This window comes from Pseudoflavonifractor phocaeensis (genome assembly GCF_016901955.1).
Lineage (GTDB): Bacteria > Bacillota > Clostridia > Oscillospirales > Oscillospiraceae > Flavonifractor > Flavonifractor phocaeensis_A.
Map to the genome: position 1 here is coordinate 36,049 of NZ_JACJLC010000012.1, position 24,672 is coordinate 60,720.

Here is a 24,672-nt window from a genome sequence, read left to right on the forward strand (position 1 = left end):
AACGCTCCTGCTTACAGTTGGTCGATGAGGGCAAACAGCTGGTCCACCAGCTGGTCCTGGGGCACCTTTTTTACGATCTCTCCCTTGCGGAAGAGCAGGCCCTCCCCGTCGCCCCCGGCGATGCCCACGTCGGCGGCGGCGGCCTCTCCGGGACCGTTGACCACGCAGCCCATCACCGCCACGGTAATGGGCTTGTGGACTCCCTTCAGCCGCGCCTCCACCTGATGGGCCAGGCCGATCAGGTCGATGCGGGTGCGGCCGCAGGTGGGACAGGAAATCAGATTGGGCTCGTTGTCCGCCATACCCAGGGCCTTCAAAATGTCCCGGGCGGCATACACCTCCTCCACCGGGTCGGCGGAGAGGGAGACCCGCAGGGTGTCCCCGATGCCCAGGGCCAACAGGCCACCGATGCCAATGGCCGACTTGATGGTGCCCATGCGGATGGTACCTGTCTCGGTGACCCCCAGATGTAAAGGATAATCACTTTTCTCACTCATCAGCTTGTAGGCTGCCATGGTGGTGGCTACCGACGAGGACTTTAAAGATACGCAGATATCGTGGAAATCATACTTCTCCAGCAGGGCGATGTGGCCGAAGGCTGACTCCACCAGGGCCTCAGGGGTGACCCCGCCGTATTTGGCCAGCAGAGGCTTCTCCAGAGAGCCTCCGTTGACCCCAATGCGGATGGGAAGGCCTTTGGCTTTACATGCCTTGGCCACCGCTTCCACCCGGTCCTCCCCGCCGATATTGCCCGGGTTGATGCGCACGGCGTCGCACCCCGACTCCACACAGGCCAGGGCCAGCCGGTAGTCGAAGTGGATGTCCACCACCAGGGGGATGTGAATCTGGCGGCGGATCTCCCCCACCGCGTTGGCGGCCGCCCGGTCGGGCACCGCCACCCGGATGATCTGGCAGCCGGCCTCCTCCAGCCGGTGAATCTGGGCCACAGTGGCCGCCACATCGTCGGTGCGGGTGTTGCACATGGACTGAATGGTCACGGGAGCACCGCCCCCTACCGGCACGCCCCCCACAAGGATCTGTCTGGTCATAGGTTCCTCCCTTAGCATTGGTATGGGGGGCACAGGTTCTCCCGTGCCCCCTCCTTCAGAACAGCTTTACCACGTCGCTGACAGCCACTATCGCCATCAGGGCCAGCAGGCAGCACAGGCCCACGGCGTTCACATAGCCCAGGTACTTCTCGTTGATCTTCCGCCGGGTGATGAGGCGGTATACCCACCCCACGAACACAAAGAGGATCTGTCCTCCGTCCAGAGCGGGGATGGGCAGCAGGTTCATCACCGCCAGGTTGATGGCGATGAGAGCGGTGAAGTCCAAAATGTTGATAACCGCTCCAAAGAGCCCGGCCACCGCCGCCCCGGCCTCTCCCACGTCCCCGGCCATGGCCACGATGCCGATGGGCCCGGACAGCTCCCGCAGGCCCATGGCCCCGGTGATCAGATCGCCCAGACCCATCCATACCAGGCGGACGTAGTCTACCGCCTGATACCAGGTGTTTTGCAGGATGGTGAACAGATTGTTCTCCCGGAACTGGCCGATATAGATCCCACGCTTTTCCACCTGCTGGCCGGTCTCGTCGGTGAGCTGACGGTAAGGCAGGTGAATGGTGCCAAGGTCCACCTTCTCCCCGTTCCGGAGGACCACCACGTCCACGTCCTCCCCCCCCCGCTCCAGAAAGAGGAAGGCGTCGGTCTGGAAGTAGATCCGGTGGCCGTCGATGGTGTAGAGCTGGTCTCCAGGCTGGAGGCCGGTGTCCAGTACCGCCTCCGCCCCCTCCATCACCCCGGTGAACACCGGCATGGCGGGGCTGCCTGCCGCTACCATGATGATCAGGATAATGACCAACCCGGCCACAAAGTTCATAAAGGCTCCGGCAGCCAGGATGATGAGCTTCTTCCAGCCCGGCTTGTTGCCAAAGGCCCGGGGATCGTCAGAGGATTCCCCCTCCCCCTCCATGGCGCAGAAGCCGCCGATGGGCAGGGCCCGCCAGGTGTAAAGGGTCTCTCCTTTCTGAGCGGAGAGCAGCTTGGGCCCCATACCGATGGCGAACTCGTTGACCTTCACCCCCAGGGCTTTGGCGGCCACAAAGTGGCCAAATTCATGGATGGCGATGAGCAGGCCAAAGAAAATAATGATGAGAACGATGGAAAATACGGTCATAGACACCTCATATCAGAACATTGCAGCGGCTCTGGCGGCCCGGTCCGCCTCCAGTACGGCCTCCAGGTCGTGGGCAGGGACCACCGGCACGGCGGCCAGGGCGTGCTCCACCCGCCTGGCGATCTCCCCGAAGGGGATCTTCCCCGCCAGGAACAGGCCTACCGCCGCCTCATTGGCACCGTTGAGGATGGCGGTGGCGGTGCCGCCGGTGCGGGCGGCCCCCAGAGCCAGCCCCAGGCAGGGAAATGCGTCGTAGTCGGGCTCACAGAAGGTCAGGGGCGGGCAGCGCAGCAGGTCCAGAGGGGTAGCCACCCCTGCAGTCCGGGCAGGCCAGGTGAGGGCGTACTGGATGGGCAGGCGCATGTCGGGCACACCCAACTGGGCCAGGATGGCATTATCACAGTATTCCACCAGGGAGTGGATGATGCTCTCCCGGTGGACTACGATAGAGATCTTCTCCGGGGGCATCCGGTAGAGCCGCATGGCCTCGATGAATTCCAGTCCCTTGTTCATCAGGGTGGCCGAGTCCACAGTGATCTTGGCCCCCATGGACCAGTTTGGGTGCTTCAGGGCCTGTTCCACCGTGGCGGCGGCGATATCCTCCTTCTTCCAGCCAAAGAAGGGGCCGCCAGAGGCGGTGAGGATGAGGCGTTTCACCTCTCCTCTGTCCTTGCAGCCCTGGAGGCATTGGAAGATGGCCGAGTGCTCCGAGTCCACCGGCACGATCTCCGCCCCATGGATCTGGGCTTCCTCCATCACCAGTTCCCCGGCGCACACCAGGGTCTCCTTGTTGGCCAGGGCGATCCGTTTCCCTTCCCGCACGGCGGCCAGGGTGGGGCGCAGGCCCACCATACCCACCACGGCGGTGAGAACGGTGTCCGCCTCCTCCAGGGATGCGGCCTCCACCAGGCCCTCCATGCCCTGGGCCACCTGGATGGGGGTGTCAGCCAGCCGGAGCCGCAGGTCGGCAGCGGCGGCGGGGTCCATCATCACCGCCAGGGCCGGACGGAACTGCCGGCACTGTTCCTCCAGCCGGGCCACGTCCCGGTTGGCGGTGAGCGCGGCTACCTTCATGCCAGAGGCGGCAATCACCTCCAGTGATTGCCGCCCGATGGAGCCAGTGGAGCCCAGCAGAGAGATACATTTGTTCATAGTCAGCCTCCGATCGCGGGCAGGAGGCAGAGCAGCAGCTCCACCAGGGGGGCACAGAAGATCACGCTGTCAAAGCGGTCCAGCACGCCGCCGTGCCCGGGGAAGATGTTGCCGAAGTCCTTGATGCCGTACTCCCGCTTGATATAGGAAAAGGACAGGTCCCCGATCTGGGAGACCACGCTGCCCAGAGCGCCGTAGAGAGCCAAGTAAAAGTAGTTGACCTCCATGGAGAAGCCCAGCTGGAGCACAACGCCGAAAATCACCGTGCACACCACCGCCCCGGCAAACCCGCCGATGGCGCCCTCCACCGTCTTTTTGGGGGAGAGCTGGGGGGCCAGCTTGTGCTTGCCAAAGGCCATACCCGCAAAGAGGGCAAAGGCGTCACTGAGGAAGGCGATCTCAAAGGGAAGCACGATGAGGGCCTGCCAGTACCCCATCATGCGGATGCGCAGGATGGAGGACAAGAAATAGGGGATCACCAAGGTGAGGAACACCGCTCCGCCCAGCTTTTCCAGGGTGATGCGCTTCTGGCTGCCGATGGCCTCGCAGAAGAGGATGAACACGTAGAGGAACATCCCCGCCATGGCGGGGAGCTGCTTGCCGTCATAGTACACCCAAAAGGGGATCAGGCCGGCCATGATGATGGAATAGCAGGAGATCCGGGCGTGTTTGAGAAAGCCGGTGGACCAGAGAGCTTCATGCACGGCGATCATGGACAGGCCGGCCACCAGCACAGGCATAATGACCGGATAGCTGGGAGAAACCCAGTAGACCGCAAGGCCAAGCAGAGGGATGCATACCACCGCAACCATGATTCGCTTAACCACTCAGACACCTCCAAAACGGCGGGAGCGCCCCTGATAGGCCGCAATGGCCTTGTGCAGCTCTTCCTTGGAAAAGTCGGGCCACAGCACGTCGGTATAGTAGAACTCGGCGTAGGCCGACTGCCACAGCAGGAAGTTGGAGATCCGGATCTCTCCGCTGGGCCGGATCACCAGGTCAGGGTCGGGCACTCCGGCGGAATAGAGATAGCCGGAAAAATCCTCCTCCGTAAGCGCCTCCGGCCGCCGCTTCCCCGCCGCGCAGTCGGCGGCAAAGGCCCGGGCCGCCCGGACAATCTCATCCCGACCGCCGTAGTTGAAGCATACGTTGACCTGCATACCCTCATACCGGGTGGAGATGTCGTCGGTACGGACGGTGAGCTCCCGCAGCTCCGGGGGCAGGGCGTCCAGGTCACCGAAAAAGTGCAGCCGGATCTTGTCCTTCTCCATCTTTTCGATGGACTCCAGCAGATACTTTTTCAGCAGCCCGATGATGGCCGAGACCTCCTCCAGGGGTCGCTTCCAGTTTTCGGTGGAAAAGGCGTACACTGTCAGATACTCCAGCCCAATCTTCTGGCAGTAGGTGGCAATGGTACGGAAGGTCTCCGCCCCGGCGGCGTGGCCCGCGGTGCGGGGCAATCCCCGGCGCTTGGCCCAGCGGCCGTTGCCGTCCATGATGATCGCGATGTGCCGGGGCAGATGATCAAAATCCACCTGGACCGGCGCTTCCTTTGGTTTAAATATAGCCATGCTGAAACCCGCCTATACAACACCAGTGCGGGACACCTGAGGCATCCCGCACCGGGCTTATTTCATTTCCCCCGAGGGTCAGACCGCCATCAGCTCCGCTTCCTTCTTGGCGGTGAGCGCGTCGATCTCCTTGCACCGCTTGTCGGTGAGGTCCTGGAGCTCCTTCTCATAATCCTTCCGGTCGTCCTCGGTGATCTCGGATTTCTTCTCCATAGCCTTGAACTTCTCCATGGCGTCCCGGCGGATGTTGCGGATTGCCACCTTGCCGTTCTCCCCATACTTCTTCACCTGCTTGGACAGCTCCTTGCGGCGCTCCTCGGTGAGCTGGGGGAAGGCCAGGCGGATGACCCGGCCGTCATTTTGGGGATTGATGCCCAGGTCGGAGGTCTGGATGGCCTTCTCAATGGCCTTGAGCAGGGTGGAGTCCCAGGGCTGGATCATCAGGGACCGGGGATCGGGAGAGGAGATGGCTGCCACCTGGTTCAGGGGGGTGGGGGCGCCGTAGTAGTCCACGGTGATCTTATCCAGCACGGCGGCGTTGGCCCGACCGGCCCGGACGCTGGCGAAATCGCTGATGATCACGTCAATGGTTTTGCGCATTTTGGCGTCGTATTCCTTGTTGACCTCTTTCATTTCACGGTTCCTCCTTGACGATGGTGCCGATTTTCTCCCCCATGACCACCCGCAGGATATTCTCGGGGTCCTTGAGGGCAAACAGGATCACCGGGATCTTGTTGTCCATGGACAGGGATGTGGCGGTGGTGTCCATCACCTGCAGGTGCTGGGCCAGAACGTCGTCATAGGTGATGGAGTCGTACTTCACCGCATTGGGATCCTTACGGGGATCAGCGGAGTAAACGCCGTCGATGTTCTTAGCCAGCAGGATGGCGTCCGCGTCGATTTCAGCGGCCCGGAGCACGGCAGCAGTGTCGGTGGAGAAGAAAGGATTGCCGGTGCCGCAGCCGAAGATGACCACTCTCCCCTTCTCCATGTGGCGGATGGCCTTGGAGCGGATGTAGGGCTCGGCGATGGCCCGCATCTCAATGGCGGTCTGCACCCGCACGTCCACGCCCTTCTGCTCCAGCATATCGGCCACGGCAAGGGCGTTGATGGTGGTGGCCAGCATGCCCATGTGGTCGGCCCGAGTGCGCTCCATCCGGTCACCGCCGTCCTTCAGGCCCCGCCAGAAGTTGCCGCCGCCTACCACGATGCCAACCTGGACCCCGGCGGCCACACACTTCTTGATCACGTCGCACACGCTGCCAATGACGTCAAAATCCAGGCCGCGGCTGGCCTCGCCGGCCAGCGCCTCGCCGCTTACTTTCAGAAGGATCCGCTTGAACTGCGGTTCACTCATACTTCCAACTCCTTTTTCGGAATTTCATACCCCACCTATTTTAATATAGTTTTCCAGGTTTGCATAGTGGTTAAGCCAAAATTTTTCAAGTTGTTCAAAAGCGGAGGCCCCCCTTAGAGCGGGCGCTGACCGGCACATTCTCTACGGCCGGCGACAAAACGGGACAAATAGCTTCTGTTATTCTCCCATGTTTCACCCTTGCACAGCTCCATCAGGGTGCCCTTACCCCACCCGTCTTTGTCCACCAGCCTGCAGGTGGGTGGATCGGAGGTCAGCGCCTTCGTGATGCCGTCCCTGACCCGATTGAGCCGGTATAACAACGCGCGTATGTATTTTGGGTCTTTGATCATTTCCAGCTCGCCCTCGATGGTATCCTCACTGATAGTCATCAGATGTTCATAAAAATCCCGGTCTACCACTGGAAAGATATAGTTTCCGTCCTTATCCATACAGCTGCGCATATGAATTTGCGTTCCATGCGTTATGTATTTTGTGCCGAAGGCCATATCGTTGTCGATCCCCGTGATCCCACGGATCCGGACTTTTTTTCCTTCCTTGGCGTAATCAAAGAACACATTGTTCAAATGCCGGTCAAACTGCCCGCAAATATTGTCCAGCAGTTGCAGGTTCATCAGCTGCCGCTGGAATTCGCCGGTGTACTCATCATGGCCGGGCGGTGCCGCTTTGTGCAGATGGGTATAATCCAGGCCCTTTGCCTTATTCATCACAAATCCGGAACGGCTGGCGCCGTCCTGAACCAGCTTGACCTGCTGGCTGTGCACCACCTGTTCCTTCATACCTAAAATGGATGCCATCCGGACAGTGGCCACATTGCGCTCGCTCAATCCCTGGCCTTCCTCAAGCCCGAGATTAGCGCCGATGCCTGCGGCCATCCTCCGGCGCAGCACAGCCTTCATGATCTTGGCCGCCGTCTCATTGGAGAGATAGGAGGCGTCCACCTTCGCCATAGCTCCGCTTTCATTCAGCAGCTTCAACAGATCCGCATTATTCAGGTCAAGCTTTCCCTGCCCATCCCCCGCGTTGCGCAACAGCTCCAGTACTCGGTCCATCTGGCTGATCTGATCTCCATGGGCATAACAGAAACGGTCCACGCTCTGGCGCTCCTCTTCGGTGGGGAGGCCGCCCTTTATCTCTTCCTTGGCGTCCCGTATGATCTCTTTTTCTCCCTGGATAAATTCGTCCTCCTTGAAAAACTGAGTATCCTCCCCCGTCCCGATGGTGGTCACCGCGCTCATGGCCTGACCCATACGTCCAGTCTTCTGACCGGTGATGTCGATTACCTGGTCCTGTCCCGCACGCTTGAGCAATGCTCCCCAGGTCACCTGTTCTCCATCATAAAAGGCTTGCCAGGCTACATCGGAGAAATTTTTTCTGGTAACGTTATCTATAAAGGCTGACCTTACCAAAAATATTTTCAGTCTCTCGGCTGTATCCTTAGGGATGGTGTCCGCCGCGCCCATCTTATCCAGTTCACAATATGCGGCGTTGCTATTTTGATTTATGTTGCGGGTGCAATAGTTGAGCATGTGCAGAAGGATTTCAAAACTCGCCTGATCCCCGGGGATAGTCCGGGTAATATGGGCGGTCATGGTTTGAAGCATGGCATGGGTGAGCTGGAGATGATGGATCATCATCTTCTTTTTGTCCTGATCGATGGTCAGCTGGTTGATCTGCTCACAAATATCAGGGATGTTGGAGATGGCAGATAATCTCTCGGCCTGGTATTCCTCCGCTGAAACGTCCTTCTTCTGCCGCTCCTGGACCCGCTGCCGCTGGGCCAGGAGCCGCTGCCGGTTTTCCTCCCGCATCTCCTCCGCCCGCTTCTCCCGATGCTTTTTGTTGGAGATCTGGGCCAGCTCCATCTTCTGGGCCTCGGTCAGTTCCACCGGCGGGGCAGTCGGATCCACCGCCGGAGGAATCCCGCCGTTGAGCTGGGTGCGGGTCTGCACGGTGGCCTGGACAGGATCTGCCGCCACCTGCTGCTGGTCCTGCTGCACCCCGGCGGTCTGCTGCTGTTGGACGGCCAGCTGCTGCTGGATGGGATCGGCAAACTGCTGGGGGGCTAAGTCCGGCTGCACCGGAGCTTCGGCCTTCCGGTGCTTTCCTAACATGATGGGCGCCATAAGCGGAGCCTCCTTTCCAATTCAATGGTAGTGGACTTCAACTGATGGGGAGCCGGTATCGGAATACGAAGGTTTTCTTTGCCTTGGGTAAAAAGGTGTCGCTGAGCCGGGAGGCAGATTCCGCGATGGTGCCGGTATAAAGCTCCGTATCCGCCGGATACCGCTCCCTGGCCGCCCGCAGGCAGCAGACCAGCAGCCCGGGCAGGATGTAGCTCCACTCCTTTTCACACCACAGATAGGATACGCACAGATGGGCCCCCGCCTCTATCAGCAGCATGGCCCGCAGGGCGCCGCCGTGGAAATAGAGTCGGCTCAGGTCCGAATCATAGCACTGGGCCACAGGCGCCGAATAGGCGGGCATTCCCTGGGTCCGGAGCATCCGCAGCGCATCTTTTTTTTGCTGGGGATCTGCCTGGCCCAGGGGTGTCCCCACCGCCTGGCGCACATGTCTCTCCAGCCTGCTCAGCTCCACCTCCCCCAGGGTGGTGGTATAGAGACTGCCGATCCGCCGGAAGGGCGCGTTCAGGCTGATCATCAGGGAGGACATCTCCAGATTGCCGTCCATGGGGAAATCCGCCTCCAGCCAATTGGTGCCGGCGGCATGCCCGTTTGCCATCAAGGTGAGGAGCAGCATTCGCCCCAGCCCTTGCCGTCGGTAATCCGGGGCCACCCACAGCCACAGCAGGCGTGTGGCCAGTCCCCGAAGCTCCGCCGCCATCACCGCCTGAAGCACGCCGTTGTCGTCTTGCAGACCGAACACATCTGCCTGGCCGGTGCGGGCCTGCCAGTACACACTATTGGGAAACATCTCCCGAATGGGCTCCAGCTGGTTGGAGCGAACGGAACATATGGTCATACCCATTCTCCTCATGTCGTAAACGCGAACGGGAGGTACAATAGAACGCTTCGGGCAGGAAACTGCCCCTGCCCCTTAGTCATTCCGAACAGGACTCAAGGGTTCTAAGTTCTATTATTTTATCACATTTTTCATCTGGTCACAACACAGGAACAAGAAATTCCGGACCCGGAGTTAGCAACCGGGCCCGGAATATTCTTTCGAAATGGTATCTTGATTCTTGATTCTGTTATTTGCCCTTCTTTTTTCCTGGACGGGCGTTCTTTTTGGGCTTTGCCACCGCCCAGCCAGCCTTTTTCACCGGCTTTGTCTTGCGGACAGGCTCCGCTGTGGGTTTTCTCCCTTTCCCCGGTCCGGTCTTGCCGGCTGGAGCCTTTGAGGTCGGGACCTTGCGGTGCTCTGGCCGGAGCAGGCACTCCTTGCCGTAGCCGATCAGATCCTCCCGGTGGGCCCGGTATAGGGCCTCCCGTACCAGGGGCCGCTTTTCCGGCCGCTTCCACTGCATCAGGGCCCGCTGCATAGCCTTTTCATGGGGGTCTCTGGGCACGTACACCGGCTCCATGGTACGGGGGTCGATGCCGGTATAGTACATGCAGGTGGACAGGGTACCGGGAGTGGGATAGAAATCCTGGACCTGCTCGGGCTGGCGGCCCGACTTATTCAGCCACTCCGCCAGGCGAACTGCGTCGTTGAGAGTGCAGCCCGGGTGAGAGGACATGAGATAAGGTACCAGATATTGCTCCTTGCCGTATTTCTGATTGAGCCGCTCATATTTCTGGCGGAATTTCTCGTACACCTCGATGTGGGGCTTACCCATGCAGTCCAGCACCGTGTTGACACAGTGCTCCGGGGCCACCTTCAGCTGGCCGGACACATGGTGCTTCACCAGCTCGGCGAAGAACTCCCCATTACCGTCCTTCAGCAGGAAGTCGAACCGGATGCCCGACCGAATGAACACCTTCTTCACCCCGGGCACCGCCCGGATCTTCCGCAGCAGCATCAGGTAGTCTGTGTGGTCGGCGTCCAGGTTGGGGCAGGCGGCGGGGGCCAGACAGGCCTTCCCCCGGCACAGTCCCGCCTTCATCTGCTTTTTGCAGGCGGGCCGGCGGAAGTTGGCGGTGGGCCCTCCCACGTCGTGGATATATCCTTTGAAGCCTGGGTGGTGGGTCAGGGCCTCCACCTCCCGGAGCACGCTCTCATGGCTGCGGGAGGAGATGATCCGCCCCTGGTGGAAGGCCAGAGAGCAGAAGTTGCAGGCCCCAAAACACCCCCGGTTGTGGGCTACCGAGAAGCGGACCTCCTCAATGGCAGGCACACCTCCCATGTCGTCGTACATGGGGTGGGGCTCCCGGACATAGGGCAGCTCAGCCACGTAATCCAGCTCTGCCGTGGTGAGAGGCATGGCGGGGGGATTGACGATAAGCATCCTGTCCCCATGGCGCTGGAGGATGGCCTTTCCCCGGATAGGGTCGTGCTCCTCATACTGGATCTGGTTGGCCACGGCGTACTGCCGCTTGTCCTCCCGCACCTGCTCAAAGGAGGGACACTCCACCTTGGGATAGGCGCAGACCGAGGGATCTCTTGCAATAAAGGCAGTTCCCTTTACATCTGTGATCTCCCCCACCGGGGTGCCGGAGGCCAGCCGGGCGGCAATCTCCCGGGTAGCGGTCTCCCCCATGCCGTACACCAGCAGGTCGGCCTGGCTGTCAAAGAGGACCGAACGGCGCACCTTGTCCTCCCAGTAGTCGTAGTGGGCAAACCGGCGGAGGGAGGCCTCCAGCCCGCCAATCACCAGTGGGATGTCCCCAAAAACCTCCCGGATCTTGTTGGCGTATACGATGGAGGCCCGATCGGGCCGCAGACCGGCCCGGTTGCCGGGGGAATAGGCGTCGTCGTGGCGGCGCTTTTTGGCCACGGTGTAGTGGGCCACCATGGAGTCCAGGTTGCCAGCGGACAGCATGACCCCCAGTCGGGGACGGCCCATGGCTGTAAAGGCCTCCGGCTTGCGCCAGTCTGGCTGAGCCAGAATGGTCACTCGGTAGCCCTCCGCCTCCAGCAGCCGGGAGATGATAGCGGTGCCGAAGGAGGGGTGATCCACGTAGGCGTCGCCGGTGAGGATCAGGAAGTCGTACCAGTCCCAGCCCCGGTCCGCCATGTCCGCCTTGGAGACGGGCAAAAATGTATTCATAGGTTTCCTCTGTCAATCCTTGGGTTGGTAGCCAATGTATTTTTCCAGCAGGTCGAGGGGTACTCTGGCCCCCTGGGCCTCCCCCACTTTCACAAAGCCGTATTTCTTATAGAACCGCTGGGCGATCTCGTTGTCAGGGGCGCACCGGAGCAGTAGCCTGGTTCGGCCAAGGGGGCGGTAGATGGACACCGCCTGCCCCAGCAGCTGTACTCCCAAACCCTTTTTCCGGTGCTGGGGAGTCATGTACACAAAGGGGATATAGCCTACCCCCTGGTCCGCGTGGCGCTCCAGATCCAGCTGGAGCAGGCCGGCCACCTCGCCTCGCTGCATGGCAACTGACAAGGCCTTATCCTTGTCGGTCTTCCAGCAGGTCTTGGCATCCTCCAGGAATCCCTGACCGTCAAAGGGGATGCCGGAGCCATGGATATCCACCCAGGCCTCGTGCCGGGCATCCAGGTAGAGCTTTTCTTCCCGCTCCAGATCCAGGGGCCGGAACCACAGGTTGGCGTCCGCCATGCTCCCCTCACGGGCCTTCCACCACTTCTGGCGAGCCAGGGTGGAGATCTCCTCCGGCAGGTGGGAGTTGTCATTCTCATAGAGGATGCGGATCTCATCCCCTTCCACCTCCAGACAGGTAACGCCGGTATTGTCGCTGTGACCCAGGCTGTCCATTTCCCCGGGACCCATGCCCCGGATGATACCCTGAAGGCAGCGGATGGCCGAGCCGTGGGAAAACAGGGCCACCGTCTGGCTGGGATGGCGGGCGGCAATGTCCAGCACAGCCCCCTTCATCCGGGCCTGCACCTGGGCGAAGGTTTCCCCGCCCTCCACCTGGAAGTTGGGAGAGGCGTGGTTGAAAAGGATGAGCCGCATGGCGTCGTGGCGCTCTAAGGCGCCCCAGGGCACGTCCTCCCATACCCCCACGCCGATCTCCCGCAGGGCGGGAGTTGTATGGAGCTCCAGTCCATGACTGGGATAGATGGCCTTGGCGGTGGTCATGGTACGGAAAAGATCGCTGGAGTATACCGCGTCAATGTGCTCCTTGGCAAACCGGCCCCGGAGAGCGGCGATCTGCCGGTAGCCGTTGTCGGTGATCAGGCTGTTGTACCAGCCGTGGACCCGGCGGTACAGATTGCCCTCCGCCTCGGCGTGGCGGATGATAAATATTTTGGTCATTGCTCGTATCTCACTTCTCATCTACTCGCATAAAGTCGGCCTTACCAGGGGCGCACGCCACCTGTCAGGTCAGATACCTTGTCAAGTCCCTGCGCACAGGCGATCTGGGCCAGGCCGTCTCGCACCCTGATGGGGGCATAGGGGTCGGCGAAGCAGGCTGTACCCACCGCCACGGCGGAGGCCCCCGCCAGCATGAGCTGGGCGGCGTCCTCCCCTTTGGCCACGCCCCCCATGCCGAGGATAGGCAGATCCACAGCGTTTGCCACTTCCCACACCATCCGCACCGCTACCGGCAGCACGGCGGGACCGGACAAGCCGCCGGTATTCATCTTCAAAATGGGCCGGCGGGTGTTCACGTCGATGCGCATCCCCCGGAGGGTGTTGATGAGGGAGAGCGCGTCCGCTCCGGCGTCAGCCACAGCCCGGGCGATCTCGGTAACGTCGGTGACATTGGGGGACAGCTTCACCATCACGGGGACGGTAGCGTGCTCCTTAGCCACCCGGGTGACCTCGGCGGCCAGCTCCGGCTTGGTGCCGTAGGCCAGCCCTCCCGCCTTCACATTGGGGCAGGAGATGTTCACCTCGATCATGTCCACACCGGCCTCCGACAGCTTCTCGCACATGATGCCGTACTCCTCCGGGGTGTTGCCGGAGATGTTGGCGATGACCACCAGGTCGTGCTTCCGCAGCTCGGGCAGCTCGTGCTCGATGAAGGCGTCCACCCCGGGGTTCTGGAGGCCCACGGAGTTGAGGATGCCCATGGGGGTCTCGGCGATGCGGGGGGGCGGGTTGCCCTCCCGGCGGTGGAGGGTCAGTCCCTTGGCACAGATGCCCCCCAGCTCGCTGAGGTCATAGAACTGGCCGTACTCCCGGCCGAAGCCGAAGGTGCCCGAGGCCACCACAATGGGGTTTTTCAGCCGTACGCCCGCCAGATCAACAGACTGATCCACCGGCAGGTCCCGCCGCTCCGGCCGCACCATCACGGAGCCCGGCGCCTTTTCCGGGGGCTGCCCCGGCCCGGCATTGTTCCTTGCCTCCGGGGTATAGAGAAACTTCTCCTGCTCAGACATTCCAGTCCACCTCCTTGGCGTCAAATACCGGACCATCCTTGCACACATGCTTCATGGTGCCGTCGGCCATCTGGATGGCACAGCCCAGGCAGGCCCCCACGCCACAGGCCATCCGCTCCTCCATGGACACCTGGCAGGGCACGCCGTATTCCGCCGCCGCTTTGGCCACGCTTTTCAGCATGGGCTTAGGACCGCAGGCCAAAACCGCCGTAAAGTCTTTATCCTTTTCAAGTATATCCTTCACCTGGGCGTCCACAAATCCATGGCGTCCAAGGCTTCCGTCGTCTGTGCAAAGGTAGGTTGCCTTACAGGCATCCTGGAACCGCTCAGCCAAAATCACCCGGTCAGCGGAGCGGAAGCCCAGCACGGCCAAGGCGTTTTTGTGAAAACCCTCGGCGTAGCCCAGCAGCGGAGGCACGCCGATGCCGCCGCCCACCAGGAGATAGCGGCCGCCCTCTTCCACTGCAAAGCCGTTACCCAAGGGACCCAGTACGTCTACCTGATCGCCCACCTTCCGCTGGGCCAGCCAGCGGGTACCTTCTCCCTTCACCTCAAAGATGAGGGCGGCAGTGTTTTCCGGCTCTTCGGCCTGGACGCAGGCCACAGAAATGGGCCGGCGGAGCAGGTTACCCTCTCCGCAGGCCACGTGAAGGAACTGGCCAGCCCGGAGGCCCTGCTCCTCCACCATCTTCCCCACTTCCAGAGTCATCCAGTATGTGCTGTCGTTGAGTGGAGTCATTCCCACCACGGTGCACAGCTGTTCAATGGGCATGGTCTCTCCTCCTTACTCGATGGTGGTGAACCGGCAGATATCGTCCCGCATGGCGATGGCGGCGTTGCGGGCGGCCTCCTGGTAGTCCATGCCGTCCTTACCGGTCTTCTGCCAGGCGCAGATGATGCCCCGGGAGGAGTTGACGATGGCGCCCCGGCCCTTGTCCTGGAAGGCGTACTGCACGTCCTCGGCGGTGCCCCCCTGGGCGCCGTAGCCGGGCACCAGCAGGAAGCTGTGAGGCATCCGGGCCCGGATCTGCTTGAGCTCGTCGGGGTGAGTGGCCCCAGCCACCGCCCCAGCCACGGTATAGCCGTACTTGCCCTGGGTGCCCGCCCCCCACTGCTCAATAAGGTCAGCCATCAGGCCGTACACCGTATCCCCATTTCCGGCGGCCACGTTCTGCAGCTCCCCGGAGCTGGGGTTGGAGGTTTTGACCAGGATGAAGGCACACTTGTCCAGGGCTTTGCAGGTCTTGAGGAAGGGATTCACACTGTCGGAACCCATATAGCCGTTAAGGGTAACGCAATCGGCGTCAAAGGAGGAGAAGGTGCTTTCCCCCACCTTGGTGGTCCCCAGCCAGCCATCGGAGTAGGCTTCGGCGGTGGAGCCGATATCCCCCCGCTTGATGTCGGCAATGACAAAGAACCCCTTGTCCTTGGCGTAGCGGATGGTGCGCTCCAGCATCTCCATGCCCCGCCAGCCCAGGCGCTCATAGTAGGCGGACTGGGGCTTCACAGCGGGGACGATGTCGCACAGAGCATCCATCAGGCCGCAGTTGAAGCGGTAGATGGCCTCGGCGGCCCCCTCCAGGGTCTCGCCGTACTTCTCATAGCACTCCTTGCGGATGTGCATGGGCACATACTCCGGCTTGGGGTCCAGGCCGGCCACAGTGGGGTTTTTCATGGCGATAATGGCTTCCTGCAAATGATCGAAGGACATAACTCACTTCTCCTTTATCTATCTCTTTATGGCTGATCCTGATAGATCACATTTCCACCCACAATGGTATATTTCACCTTGCCCCGCAGCTCCATCCCGGCGAAGGGGGTGTTGCGGGCCTTGGAGGCAAACTGTTCCGGATCCACCGTCCACCGCTCGTCCGGGTCGAAGAGGATCAGGTCGGCGTCCGACCCGATGGCCAGCCGGCCCTTGGTGGGCAACCGGAGGATGCAGGCGGGATTGATGGTCATTTTCCGCAGAATGTCGGACAGGGGCAGCTCTCCGGTGTGGTACAGGTAGGTGAGCGTGACTCCCAGGGCGGTCTCCAACCCCACCATGCCACTGGGTGCATCGGTGAGGGGCCGAGCCTTCTCCTCGGCGGAGTGGGGAGCGTGATCGGTGGCGATGGCGTCGATGGTGCCATCCTTCAGCCCCTCAATGATGGCTTCCACGTCAGACCAGGTCCGCAACGGTGGGTTGACCCGGGCCATGGTTCCCTTGGTCAGGATCTCGTCCTCGGTGAGAGAGAAATACTGGGGACAGGTCTCGCAGGTGATCTGTACCCCTTTCCGCTTATACCGACGCACCAGAGCCACCGACTTGGCGGTGGAGATGTGGCAGATGTGGACGGCGGCGCCAGTCTCCTCGGCCAGCATGGCGTCCCGGGCCACCATGATCTCCTCGGCAATGGGAGGGCGGCCGGGCAACCGCAGCTGTCTGGACACCCGCCCCTCGTTGACGGCATAGTTTTTCACCATGTCGGCGTCCTCGCAGTGAGAGAGGATAGTCAGGTTCTGCCGGTGGGCGGTGATAAGACCGTCCCGCATCAGGTTTGCGCTCTGGACGGGCACTCCGTCGTCAGACAGGGCCACCGCTCCGGCGTTTTTCAAAGCTTCAAAATCGGTGAGCTCCTGCCCCCGCTGCCCCTTGGACACCGCCCCGATGGGCCAGACATGCACGCCGCAGGCCTGAGCTGCCTTTTTCAGTACGTAGTCCACCTGCTCCGGGCAGTCCACAGTTGGTTTGGTATTGGGCATACAGGCAATGGAGGTAAAGCCGCCCCTGGCCGCCGCCGCCGTGCCGGTTTCGATGGTCTCCTTGTACTCGAAGCCAGGCTCCCGCAGGTGGACGTGCATATCCACCAGGCCGGCGCACACCGTCAGGCCGGTGGCGTCGATCACCTGGGCGTCGGGCTCGTTGATGTTGCTGCCGATGACGGTAATCTTGCCCTTTTCCATCAAAATGTCCATCACGCCGCCGATTCCGCCCACCGGGTCCACCAGACGGCCCTGACGAATCAACAGTTTCACCAGATCACTCCTTTCATAGGTATGGCCTCACCCACAGGCGGGCAAGGCTGGCATGTACGGCATATCCATACACGAAAAATGTGGACGCTCCGCTGCGCATTTGCACAGCAAAAAGGGGTACAGGTCCAACCCCCGTCCCCCTCCTGTTGTTTTCTCTGTCTGTTTTCCATTATACCTTGATTCGCATTATTTAGCAACGGATTTTTCAGCCTTTGGGGCAATAATAAATAGGCACCGAACAGTGAAGGGAGCTGATGAAATGACCAAGCACGGATTTTTAGGCGGCATGGGCCTGGGTATCATCGCCGGTGCCACCATTGGCATGGCAGTCACCGCCAAGGGGATGCAGGATCCCCAGATGCGGCGGATGGCCCGCAAGGCCGTCCGGAAAATGGACCAGGTGAAGTGCAGCCTGGCCGACTCCATGGGACTGTAAGGCAGGAGGAGGGCCTGCCGCGTTTACCGCGGCAGGCCCTCTGATTACTCGGTTGGCTTACTTCTCAGGATAGAAGCCGGAGGGAGACTCGGACAGGTTGATCATAATGTTCTTCATCTGGGTGTAGTGCTCCAGGATGACCTTGTGGGTCTCGCGGCCGATACCGGAGGCCTTGTAGCCGCCGAAGGGGGCGCCCTCGGGGATGGAATTGTAGGTATTGACCCACATACGGCCGGTCTCAATACCTCTGGACACCCGGATGGCACGGTTGATGTCCCGAGTCCAAACAGCGCCGCCCAGGCCGTAGGCGCTGTCGTTGGCCATCTCGATGACCTCGTCCTCATCGTGGAACTTGATCACGCAGGCCACCGGCCCGAAGATCTCCTCCTGGGCCACCCGCATCTTGTTGTTCACATCCACCAGCAGGGTGGGCTTCATGAAGCAGCCCTTAGCCAGCTCACCTTCAGTGGCACGCTCGCCACCGCAGGCCACCTTGGCCCCTTCGTTCTTGCCGATCTCAATGTATTCCAGGATCTTTTTCACCTGGTTCTCGTTGATCTGGGATCCCATCTGGGTATCCTTCTCCCAGGGCACGCCCACCTTGACAGAGTTGAACCGCTTGACGGCCTCCTCCACGAACTTGTCATAAATGGTGTCCTGAACAAAGACACGGGAGCCAGCGCAGCACACCTGGCCCTGGTTGAACAGGATGCCCAGCTGGAGGCCATCCATGGCCATATCCCACTTGCAGTCGTCGAAGTAGATGTTGGCGCTCTTGCCGCCCAGCTCCAGAGTGGAGGGGATGAGCCGCTCAGCGGCGGCGCAGGCCACGCAGCCGCCCACCTCGGTGGAGCCGGTGAAGGCCAGCTTGCGGAAGCCGGGATGGTCCAGGATGTACTGACCGGACTTGGAGCCGGAGCCGGTGATCACGTTGAACACGCCGGCGGGGATCACGTCCTGAGTCAGGCGGGCCAGCTCCAGCACGCTCAGCGGGGTGTCGCTGGAGGGCTTGAACACGGTGCAGCAGCCGGCGGCCAGCACGGGGGCCAGCTTCCAGGCGGCCATGAGGAAGGGGAAGTTCCAGGGCACGATCTGGCCTACCACGCCGATGGGCTCCCGCAGGATCAGGGAGAGGGTGGTGCCGTCCAGAATGTTGGCGGAGCCCTCCTCCGCCATGATGCAACCGGCGAAATAGCGGAAATGGCGGACAGAATAGGGCACATCAATGGCCAGGGTCTCCCGGATGGGCTTGCCGTTGTCCATGGACTCCACCATGGCCAGGTGCTCGGCGTTCTCCTCAATAATGTCGGCCACCTTGTTCAGAATGGCGGCGCGCTCATTGGTGGTAATGTTTTTCCAGGACTTGAATGCCTCCCAGGCGGCGTCTACCGCAGCATCTACGTCCTCTTTGGTGGCCTGGGCACAGGTGGCCAGCACCTCCCCGTTGGCGGGGCAGCGGGTGGTAAAGGTAGCACCATCACTGGCGGGCACCCACTTTCCATTGATATAAAGCCCGTATTGCTCCTGAGTCAGCCGTTCCATTGTGATACTTCCTTTCTGTATTAAACTTGCTTTGAAACACCGTTAATTGAACTATTTAGTTCAATTAGAGTATAGCACTTTTAGTTGAAAAGTCAATCATTTTTTCTAAAATTATTTGTTATTTTTGTGACATTATTGTTAAATATATCTCATTCTTCCAGAACGGAAAAGTGCCTGGCGGGGCGCTCACATCAGCCGCAGGATCTCCCGCTTCAGCCGGGCGATGATCCGCTTTTCCAGCCGGGAGATATAGGACTGTGAGATGCCCAAGCTATCGGCCACCTCCTTCTGGGTACGCTCCGGTCTGCCATCCAGACCGAATCGCTGGGTGATGATATGTCGCTCTCGGTCATCCAGCTTTTCCATGGCCTGGAAGAGCAGCTGCCGGTCCACATCCTCCTCAATGGGCTTCATCACCAGGTCGTTCTCCGTACCCAGAATGTCCGAGAGCAGCAGCTCGTTGCCATCCCAGTCAGTGTTCAGAGGTTCATCAAAGGATACCTCGCTTTTCAGATTGGTGGTCTTGCGCAGATGCATCAGGATCTCGTTCTCAATGCACCGGGAGGCGTAGGTGGCCAGCTTGATATTTTTGGCGGGCTGGTAGGTGTTGATGGCCTTGATGAGCCCGATGGTGCCGATGGAGATCAGGTCCTCGATACCCACCCCGGTGTTCTCGAACCGGCGGGCGATGTATACCACCAGCCGCAGATTGCGCTCGATGAGCTGGGCACGTACCTCCTCCGCTCCCTGATCCAGCCGGGCGATGAGGCCGGCCTCCTCCTCCCGGCTGAGGGGCGGGGGCAAGGTATCGCTCCCACCGATGTACATGATCTTGCCCGGCAGCCTCAGCCCCGCTCGGGCCAGCAGCTTTTGCAGGCAGATATAAAACCGTGCCTTCCACCCCATCTGTCCATCCTCCTTCATGCTCCGATCAACGCACAGTAGCCGCCCCCGTCGGTGAGCCGGGTCGGGGACAGGGCCACCAGCAGAGGGCCGTAGTCCTCCTCCCCCACCCGCACCCGGTCCAGCCGCAGGGCCAGCAGCAGGCCGCATTCTACTCCCACCGCCTGGTAGGGCAGCAGACGGCACCGCAGCCCGGCCTTCCTCAGCCGCTCCAGGGCAGAGGCAGGATCTCTCAGCTCCTCCGGGCCGGGGGCAGTCCCCTCTGGGAATAGTCCCACTGTCTTTTCCCCCTCTGCCACCAGCACCGGCCTGCCGGACACCGGATCGGTAAGGGTATTGCCAGTATCCATCAGGGCGGTGAGCACCACCTGCCGTTCTCCTAGGGTGAGCACCGCCGGCGCCAGCTCACGCCGTGGGCTGTGGCGGGCTGTCCGCTGAAAGACCAGGGTGATGAGTCCGTAGCATCCCGCCGCCGACAGCAGCACCACCTTCAGATCCAGGGGGGCGGATACCACCCCGTTGCCCAGGGTCAGACCAGGCCCCCCCAGCAGCTGAAGTGCCAGGATGCCCCCTCCAAAGGCGGCGGATACGGCAAAAAACACCAGGCTCAGCCGCAGCAGCCGCCGGCTGCCTCCGTAGCCCGCCAGCACCGTAAACACTCCCGCCCCCACCTTGCACAGAGGATGGAGGAGGAACCCCAGTCCGGGCAGGCAGGCCGCCCCGGCATAGCCCGCACCGATGGCCGCCCCCAGGGCAAGCCGCCGCCGGCACAGTACCTCCCCCGCCAGCCGTCCGGAACACAGCAGCAGCAGATAATCCACCACGAAATTCAGCAAAAATACCTGGTCCAGATAGACCACCACCGCCCGTTCCCTCCTTCCGGTCCTGGCGTGCAGCCCTCATTATACCGGCCCGTCCCCACAAAAAAGGTCATATTGGGGCCGGAGGCTCAGGACAAAAAGAGGACCTGCCGCAACAGCTGCGGCAGGTCTGTATCGGAATGATTCAAATGGTGAGCAGAGGGGCTTTTTCCTGGAGCAGTCGGGTGAGGGGCGGTCCCCAGGAGATGACTTCCATCCCCATGTCCCGCAGCTGGTCCTCCACCCCCAGCTCCCGGGCGCAGGTGACACAGACGGAGAAATGTACTCCCCGGTCCATGGCCATGCGGATCTGCTCGTTCACCACAGGATTATTGGCAGCCAGAGCGGCGGTAGCTCCCCAGATAATGACGGTGACCTTCTCCCACCAGTCCCGGAGCAGGCTGTTCACAGCGTACATCAGGATCATTTTCTCGAACACGGTGGGGTCGGCGTTGGTCCACAAAATATGCAGATGCTTGTCCTCCATGACTTACCCCTCTTTTCCTAACAGCTCCGCCAGAGCGGCGCACAGGGCCTCCATCTCCTGGTCAGTACCAATAGTGATGCGCAGGTAGTTGCTGATCCGGGGCTTGTCAAACCACCGCACCAGGATGCCTCGCTCCCGCAGGCCGTCCAGCAGGGTCTTGGCAGCCACGTCGGGGTGGGAGACAAAGAGGAAGTTGGCGGAGGAATCCACCACCTGGAACCCCAGCGACTTCAACCTGCAGGCGGTATAACCTCTGGTGTGGATGATCTTCATGGTAGTGGCACGCAGGTAGCCCACGTCCCGCAGAGCCCCCTCCGCCCCCGCCAGGGCCAGCCGGTCCAGAGTGTAGGAGTTGAAGGAGTTTTTGACACTGTTGAGAGCGGTGATCAGGTTCTCATTGGCAAAGGCAAAGCCCACCCGTAGCCCCGCCAGGGAGCGGGATTTGGACATGGTCTGCACCACCACCAGGTTGGGGTGGCAGTCTACCAGCTCCACGGCGGAACGGGCGCCAAAGTCTACATAGGCCTCATCCACCACCACCACGGAATTTGGGTTGCCCTCCAGCACCGCTTTCACTCCGCTGAGGGAGATGGCCCGGCCGGTAGGAGCGTTTGGATTAGCAATAACGATACCGCCGTTTTCCTCCAGGAAGGGCTCCCGAGGTACCGCAAAATTCTCGTCCAAAGGGATCTGGCGGTAGGTCAGTCCGAACAGGTCTGCGTACACTGTATAGAAGCTATAGGTGATATCAGGGAAAAGGATGGGCCGGTCCGGGTCAAAAAAGGCCTGGAAGCACATAGCGAGCACCTCATCGGAGCCGTTACCCACAAAGACCTGGTTCGGCTTAAGGCCGTAGCTGGCGGCCAGCACCTCCCGCAGGTTGGTACACTCCGGGTCGGGATAGAGCCGCAGCGTGTCGCAGGCCGCCTCCCGGATAGCCGCCAGGGCCATGGGCGAGGGAGGATAGGGATTTTCGTTGGTGTTCAGCTTAATGAACTTCCGTTCCCGGGGCTGCTCCCCCGGTATGTAGGGGGTCAGCGCCCTGGCCCGCTTGCTCCACAATTCCTTCATGCCTGTTCCTCCCCGGCCCGAATGATTTTTTTCACGCTTTTTTCCGCTTTGCTCCGTGGGATCATCAGTTCATGGCCACACCCCTGGCAACGCAGGCGAAAATCCATCCCTACCCGCAGCACCGCCCAGCGGCGGCTGCCGCAGGGATGTTCTTTTTTCAGCTCCAACACGTCGCCCACATGGATGTCCATGGCGGGTCCCCCTTCGTTGTGTACTTTATCAGTGTAAAGAATATTATAGCTTTCCCGCCCCTCCCCTGTCAATTCAAGGTTGTCCTTTGCATATAGTGGTCAGGTAAGAAAAATCCCGCCGGGACGCAGAAAGGATTGGTTATATTGACGAAGCGTTTTCCGCCTGAGGGGCGGCTGCTGAATACGCCGGAAAACCGACAGGCCTGCGCAAATGTGGAGGGTCTGCGGCAGGCCATGGAGACCGGTCAGGTGTTGGAGGGGGTGGCGGCCTCCTGTTCCCCGGAGCACCACCTGAGCGTCAGCCTGGGGCCCTTTACCGGCTTTATTTCCCGGGAAGAGACCGCCCTGGGCATCGCTGAAGGGAGTACCCGGGAGATCGCCATCCTTTCCCGTGTAGGCAAGCCAGTCTGCTTTACAGTTATCGGTATTGAGGAGACGGAACAGGGGGTACGCCCCATCCTCTCCCGGCGGGCCGCCCAGCGGCAGGCCCTGGACAATATGCTGGCCCAGCTGCGCCCCGGCCAGATTATCCCTGTTACCGTTACCCACCTGGAGCCCTTCGGGGCATTTGTGGATGTGGGCTGCGGCGTGCCATCCCTCATTGGGGTGGAAAATATTTCGGTATCCCGCATCCCACACCCGGCCGCCCGGTTCCAGGTGGGTCAGGAGCTGCTGGCGGCGGTACTAGATTTAGACCCAGCCCAGGGCCGGATCTATCTGACCCATAAAGAGCTGTTGGGTACCTGGGCAGAAAACGCCGCCCGGTTCCAGCCGGGCATGACGGTACCTGGTATCGTCCGGGGAGTGAAAGACTACGGGGTGTTTGTGGAGCTGGCCCCCAACCTGTCCGGGCTGGCGGAGCGAGATCCCCGTCTGATTGACGGGGCAAGGGTATCAGTGTACATCAAGGCCATCCTCCCTCACCGGATGAAGATCAAGCTGTTGGTTATCGATCAGCTGCCCCCCGACCCCAGGCCGCGGCCTCTGGAATACTTTGTCCGGGAGGGCCGGCTGGAGCACTGGAAATACGCCCCGGATGGGTGTGTCAAAGTGGGGATGGAAACCAGCTTTGGAGATTGAACCTGAAGGGCCTGCCGCTGCGGCAGGCCCTTTTCTTGCGTAGAGCCTGTGCGCTGTGGTACAATCGTAAGAAATGTGAAAGAGTTCCCCCACACTGTCTGAAAGAAAAGATTGCTATGCTATCCTCACGGAGGTGAAGCGGATGAACGAGACCGTGTTGGTGGTGGACGACGACGCCGAGATCGTCCGGGCCATCGCCATTCTGCTGGAAAAGGAGGGCTATCGGGTGCTGCGGGCCTACAACGGCCTCCAGGCCCTGGACCAGGCCCTGGACCCGTCCCTGCGGCTTATCCTGATGGACGTGATGATGCCCCAGATGGACGGGCTGTCGGCGGTGCTGAAGATCCGGGAGAAGCGGAACCTGCCCATCCTGATTCTCAGTGCCAAGGGAGAGGACACCGATAAGATCCTGGGGCTGTCCATGGGGGCGGACGACTACATCGCCAAGCCCTTCAACCCCCAGGAGCTGGTGGCCCGGGTCCGCAGCCATCTGCGGCGGTACACCCAGTTGGGAGACGTGAACGCCACCAACGGCAAGGAGGCCCTGGTCACCGGACGGCTGACCTACCTGCCGGAGGAGCGCACCCTGCTGGCCGACGGGGAGCCGGTGCGGCTCACTGCCACCGAGCTGAAGATCGTGGACCTGCTCATGCGCAATCTGGGCCGTGTGTTCCCCGCCGAGGAGATCTACCGCCGGGTGTGGCAGGAGGAGCCCTATTCCGCAGACAATACGGTCATGGTACACATCCGCCGCATCCGGGAAAAAATCGAGCTCAATCCGAAAGAGCCGGAGTATTTGAAGGTGGTGTGGGGCATTGGATACAAAATCGAAAAACACTAAGCCCGTCCTGGCCTTTCTGGCCTTTTTCCTGGGGATCAATCTGCTGCTGCTGGGGCTGGTGGCCCTGGGTTCGGCGGTGCGGGGCATAGGCTGGCAGCAGATGGCGGATGCCTTCCAGAGCGACTATCAGGACACCCTGCAATTCCGCCAGACCATGGAGGGCTGGTTCCAGCGGATCTGCGACGGGGACCTGGTGGAGGGCGACCGGCTGACCGACAACAACCTGCTCTACTATATCCAACGGACCGGAGAGGCGCCCGTCACCAACGAGCCGTCCCTGGTGACCGGCACCCTGCCGGAGGGGTACAACTTCCTGCTTACCTTTGACGGCTACTCGGTCACCATCCAAAAGGACGGCCAGACGGTGGACGTCTACGGGGACGGTACCTATCGGGACGACAGCCAGTGGTTCCTGCCCGGCTACCAGAACTACCCCGTCCCCAGCCGGTGGTACGGCCTGACCTTTACCCTGGCGGCGGCAAAAGACCCCGCCCCCTATATCCTGGAGGAGGACTTCTCCGCCACTCCCACGGCAAATACGCCCACCC

At 61.1% G+C, this 24,672-nt stretch carries 24 protein-coding genes and 1 pseudogene; 4 read left to right on the forward strand and 21 right to left on the reverse strand.

Annotation, left to right across the window (positions count from 1 at the left end):
• Nucleotides 1-11 precede the first annotated feature (11 nt).
• The 15 genes from ispG to H6B51_RS04575 all read right to left on the reverse strand — a co-directional run bounded on the left by ispG (nucleotide 12) and on the right by H6B51_RS04575 (nucleotide 16,713).
• Complete coding sequence (gene ispG / locus H6B51_RS04505; RefSeq protein WP_204882548.1) at nucleotides 12-1,049, reverse strand: flavodoxin-dependent (E)-4-hydroxy-3-methylbut-2-enyl-diphosphate synthase; 1,038 nt, start codon at nucleotides 1,047-1,049, stop codon at nucleotides 12-14.
• A gap of 55 nt (nucleotides 1,050-1,104) precedes the next feature.
• On the reverse strand, nucleotides 1,105-2,178 hold the full coding sequence (locus tag H6B51_RS04510) for a M50 family metallopeptidase (RefSeq protein ID WP_204882549.1): 1,074 nt from the start codon (nucleotides 2,176-2,178) through the stop codon (nucleotides 1,105-1,107).
• A 12-nt stretch (nucleotides 2,179-2,190) separates the two neighbouring features.
• Nucleotides 2,191-3,330 carry a 1-deoxy-D-xylulose-5-phosphate reductoisomerase gene (locus H6B51_RS04515; protein ID WP_204882550.1) on the reverse strand — a complete coding sequence of 380 codons (1,140 nt, stop codon included), beginning with the start codon at nucleotides 3,328-3,330 and terminating at the stop codon, nucleotides 2,191-2,193.
• A gap of 2 nt (nucleotides 3,331-3,332) precedes the next feature.
• Entirely contained in the window at nucleotides 3,333-4,157 is an 825-nt protein-coding gene (locus H6B51_RS04520; RefSeq protein WP_335342105.1) for a phosphatidate cytidylyltransferase, read from the reverse strand.
• Nucleotides 4,158-4,901 (reverse strand): isoprenyl transferase, encoded by a 744-nt coding sequence (locus H6B51_RS04525; RefSeq protein WP_204882551.1) that lies wholly within the window; start codon nucleotides 4,899-4,901, stop codon nucleotides 4,158-4,160.
• A gap of 78 nt (nucleotides 4,902-4,979) precedes the next feature.
• Nucleotides 4,980-5,534 carry a ribosome recycling factor gene (gene frr / locus H6B51_RS04530; protein WP_204882552.1) on the reverse strand — a complete coding sequence of 185 codons (555 nt, stop codon included), beginning with the start codon at nucleotides 5,532-5,534 and terminating at the stop codon, nucleotides 4,980-4,982.
• A 1-nt stretch (nucleotide 5,535) separates the two neighbouring features.
• A complete protein-coding gene (gene pyrH, locus H6B51_RS04535) occupies nucleotides 5,536-6,258 on the reverse strand; it encodes a UMP kinase (protein WP_204882553.1) in 723 nt (240 codons plus the stop codon).
• 113 nt (nucleotides 6,259-6,371) lie between these two features.
• A complete protein-coding gene (locus H6B51_RS04540; RefSeq protein ID WP_204882554.1) occupies nucleotides 6,372-8,402 on the reverse strand; it encodes a hypothetical protein in 2,031 nt (676 codons plus the stop codon).
• A gap of 37 nt (nucleotides 8,403-8,439) precedes the next feature.
• Nucleotides 8,440-9,258, reverse strand: a complete 819-nt coding sequence (locus tag H6B51_RS04545; RefSeq protein ID WP_204882555.1) for a GNAT family N-acetyltransferase — start codon at nucleotides 9,256-9,258, stop codon at nucleotides 8,440-8,442.
• Nucleotides 9,259-9,487: 229 nt separating this feature from the next.
• Entirely contained in the window at nucleotides 9,488-11,446 is a 1,959-nt protein-coding gene (locus H6B51_RS04550; protein ID WP_204882556.1) for a YgiQ family radical SAM protein, read from the reverse strand.
• A 12-nt stretch (nucleotides 11,447-11,458) separates the two neighbouring features.
• Complete coding sequence (locus tag H6B51_RS04555) at nucleotides 11,459-12,622, reverse strand: bifunctional histidine phosphatase family protein/GNAT family N-acetyltransferase (RefSeq protein WP_204882557.1); 1,164 nt, start codon at nucleotides 12,620-12,622, stop codon at nucleotides 11,459-11,461.
• Nucleotides 12,623-12,663: 41 nt separating this feature from the next.
• Nucleotides 12,664-13,602 (reverse strand): dihydroorotate dehydrogenase, encoded by a 939-nt coding sequence (locus H6B51_RS04560; RefSeq protein ID WP_204882571.1) that lies wholly within the window; start codon nucleotides 13,600-13,602, stop codon nucleotides 12,664-12,666.
• 82 nt (nucleotides 13,603-13,684) lie between these two features.
• Complete coding sequence (locus H6B51_RS04565; protein WP_204882558.1) at nucleotides 13,685-14,464, reverse strand: dihydroorotate dehydrogenase electron transfer subunit; 780 nt, start codon at nucleotides 14,462-14,464, stop codon at nucleotides 13,685-13,687.
• 12 nt (nucleotides 14,465-14,476) lie between these two features.
• Entirely contained in the window at nucleotides 14,477-15,403 is a 927-nt protein-coding gene (pyrF, locus tag H6B51_RS04570; RefSeq protein WP_204882559.1) for an orotidine-5'-phosphate decarboxylase, read from the reverse strand.
• Nucleotides 15,404-15,429: 26 nt separating this feature from the next.
• A complete protein-coding gene (locus H6B51_RS04575; protein ID WP_204882560.1) occupies nucleotides 15,430-16,713 on the reverse strand; it encodes a dihydroorotase in 1,284 nt (427 codons plus the stop codon).
• Nucleotides 16,714-16,972: 259 nt separating this feature from the next.
• Here H6B51_RS04575 and H6B51_RS04580 point away from each other — a divergent pair, with 259 nt between their 5' ends.
• Nucleotides 16,973-17,149, forward strand: a complete 177-nt coding sequence (locus H6B51_RS04580; RefSeq protein WP_204882561.1) for a hypothetical protein — start codon at nucleotides 16,973-16,975, stop codon at nucleotides 17,147-17,149.
• A 57-nt stretch (nucleotides 17,150-17,206) separates the two neighbouring features.
• Here the strand turns inward: H6B51_RS04580 and H6B51_RS04585 are convergent, their stop codons facing one another.
• The 6 genes from H6B51_RS04585 to H6B51_RS04610 all read right to left on the reverse strand — a co-directional run bounded on the left by H6B51_RS04585 (nucleotide 17,207) and on the right by H6B51_RS04610 (nucleotide 22,203).
• Complete coding sequence (locus tag H6B51_RS04585) at nucleotides 17,207-18,691, reverse strand: aldehyde dehydrogenase family protein (RefSeq protein ID WP_204882562.1); 1,485 nt, start codon at nucleotides 18,689-18,691, stop codon at nucleotides 17,207-17,209.
• Between the two features lie 186 nt (nucleotides 18,692-18,877).
• Complete coding sequence (sigE, locus tag H6B51_RS04590) at nucleotides 18,878-19,597, reverse strand: RNA polymerase sporulation sigma factor SigE (protein WP_204882563.1); 720 nt, start codon at nucleotides 19,595-19,597, stop codon at nucleotides 18,878-18,880.
• A 14-nt stretch (nucleotides 19,598-19,611) separates the two neighbouring features.
• Complete coding sequence (locus tag H6B51_RS04595; RefSeq protein ID WP_335342106.1) at nucleotides 19,612-20,457, reverse strand: sigma-E processing peptidase SpoIIGA; 846 nt, start codon at nucleotides 20,455-20,457, stop codon at nucleotides 19,612-19,614.
• 142 nt (nucleotides 20,458-20,599) lie between these two features.
• Nucleotides 20,600-20,941, reverse strand: coding sequence for a DsrE family protein (locus H6B51_RS04600; RefSeq protein WP_204882564.1), 342 nt, complete (start codon nucleotides 20,939-20,941; stop codon nucleotides 20,600-20,602).
• A 3-nt stretch (nucleotides 20,942-20,944) separates the two neighbouring features.
• Nucleotides 20,945-22,012, reverse strand: a complete 1,068-nt coding sequence (gene hisC / locus H6B51_RS04605) for a histidinol-phosphate transaminase (RefSeq protein ID WP_204882565.1) — start codon at nucleotides 22,010-22,012, stop codon at nucleotides 20,945-20,947.
• Nucleotides 22,009-22,203, reverse strand: coding sequence for a DUF951 domain-containing protein (locus tag H6B51_RS04610; RefSeq protein WP_204882566.1), 195 nt, complete (start codon nucleotides 22,201-22,203; stop codon nucleotides 22,009-22,011). The genes hisC and H6B51_RS04610 overlap by 4 nt, the downstream gene beginning before the upstream one ends.
• A gap of 144 nt (nucleotides 22,204-22,347) precedes the next feature.
• Between H6B51_RS04610 and H6B51_RS04615 the strand changes: the two genes are divergently transcribed.
• The 3 genes and pseudogenes from H6B51_RS04615 to H6B51_RS04625 form a co-directional block, all read left to right on the forward strand.
• A complete protein-coding gene (locus tag H6B51_RS04615; protein WP_243421133.1) occupies nucleotides 22,348-23,283 on the forward strand; it encodes a S1 RNA-binding domain-containing protein in 936 nt (311 codons plus the stop codon).
• 142 nt (nucleotides 23,284-23,425) lie between these two features.
• On the forward strand, nucleotides 23,426-24,124 hold the full coding sequence (locus H6B51_RS04620) for a response regulator transcription factor (RefSeq protein ID WP_204882567.1): 699 nt from the start codon (nucleotides 23,426-23,428) through the stop codon (nucleotides 24,122-24,124).
• Nucleotides 24,099-24,672: pseudogene (locus H6B51_RS04625) on the forward strand (hypothetical protein); the annotation flags it as partial. The gene H6B51_RS04620 and the pseudogene H6B51_RS04625, both read left to right, overlap by 26 nt.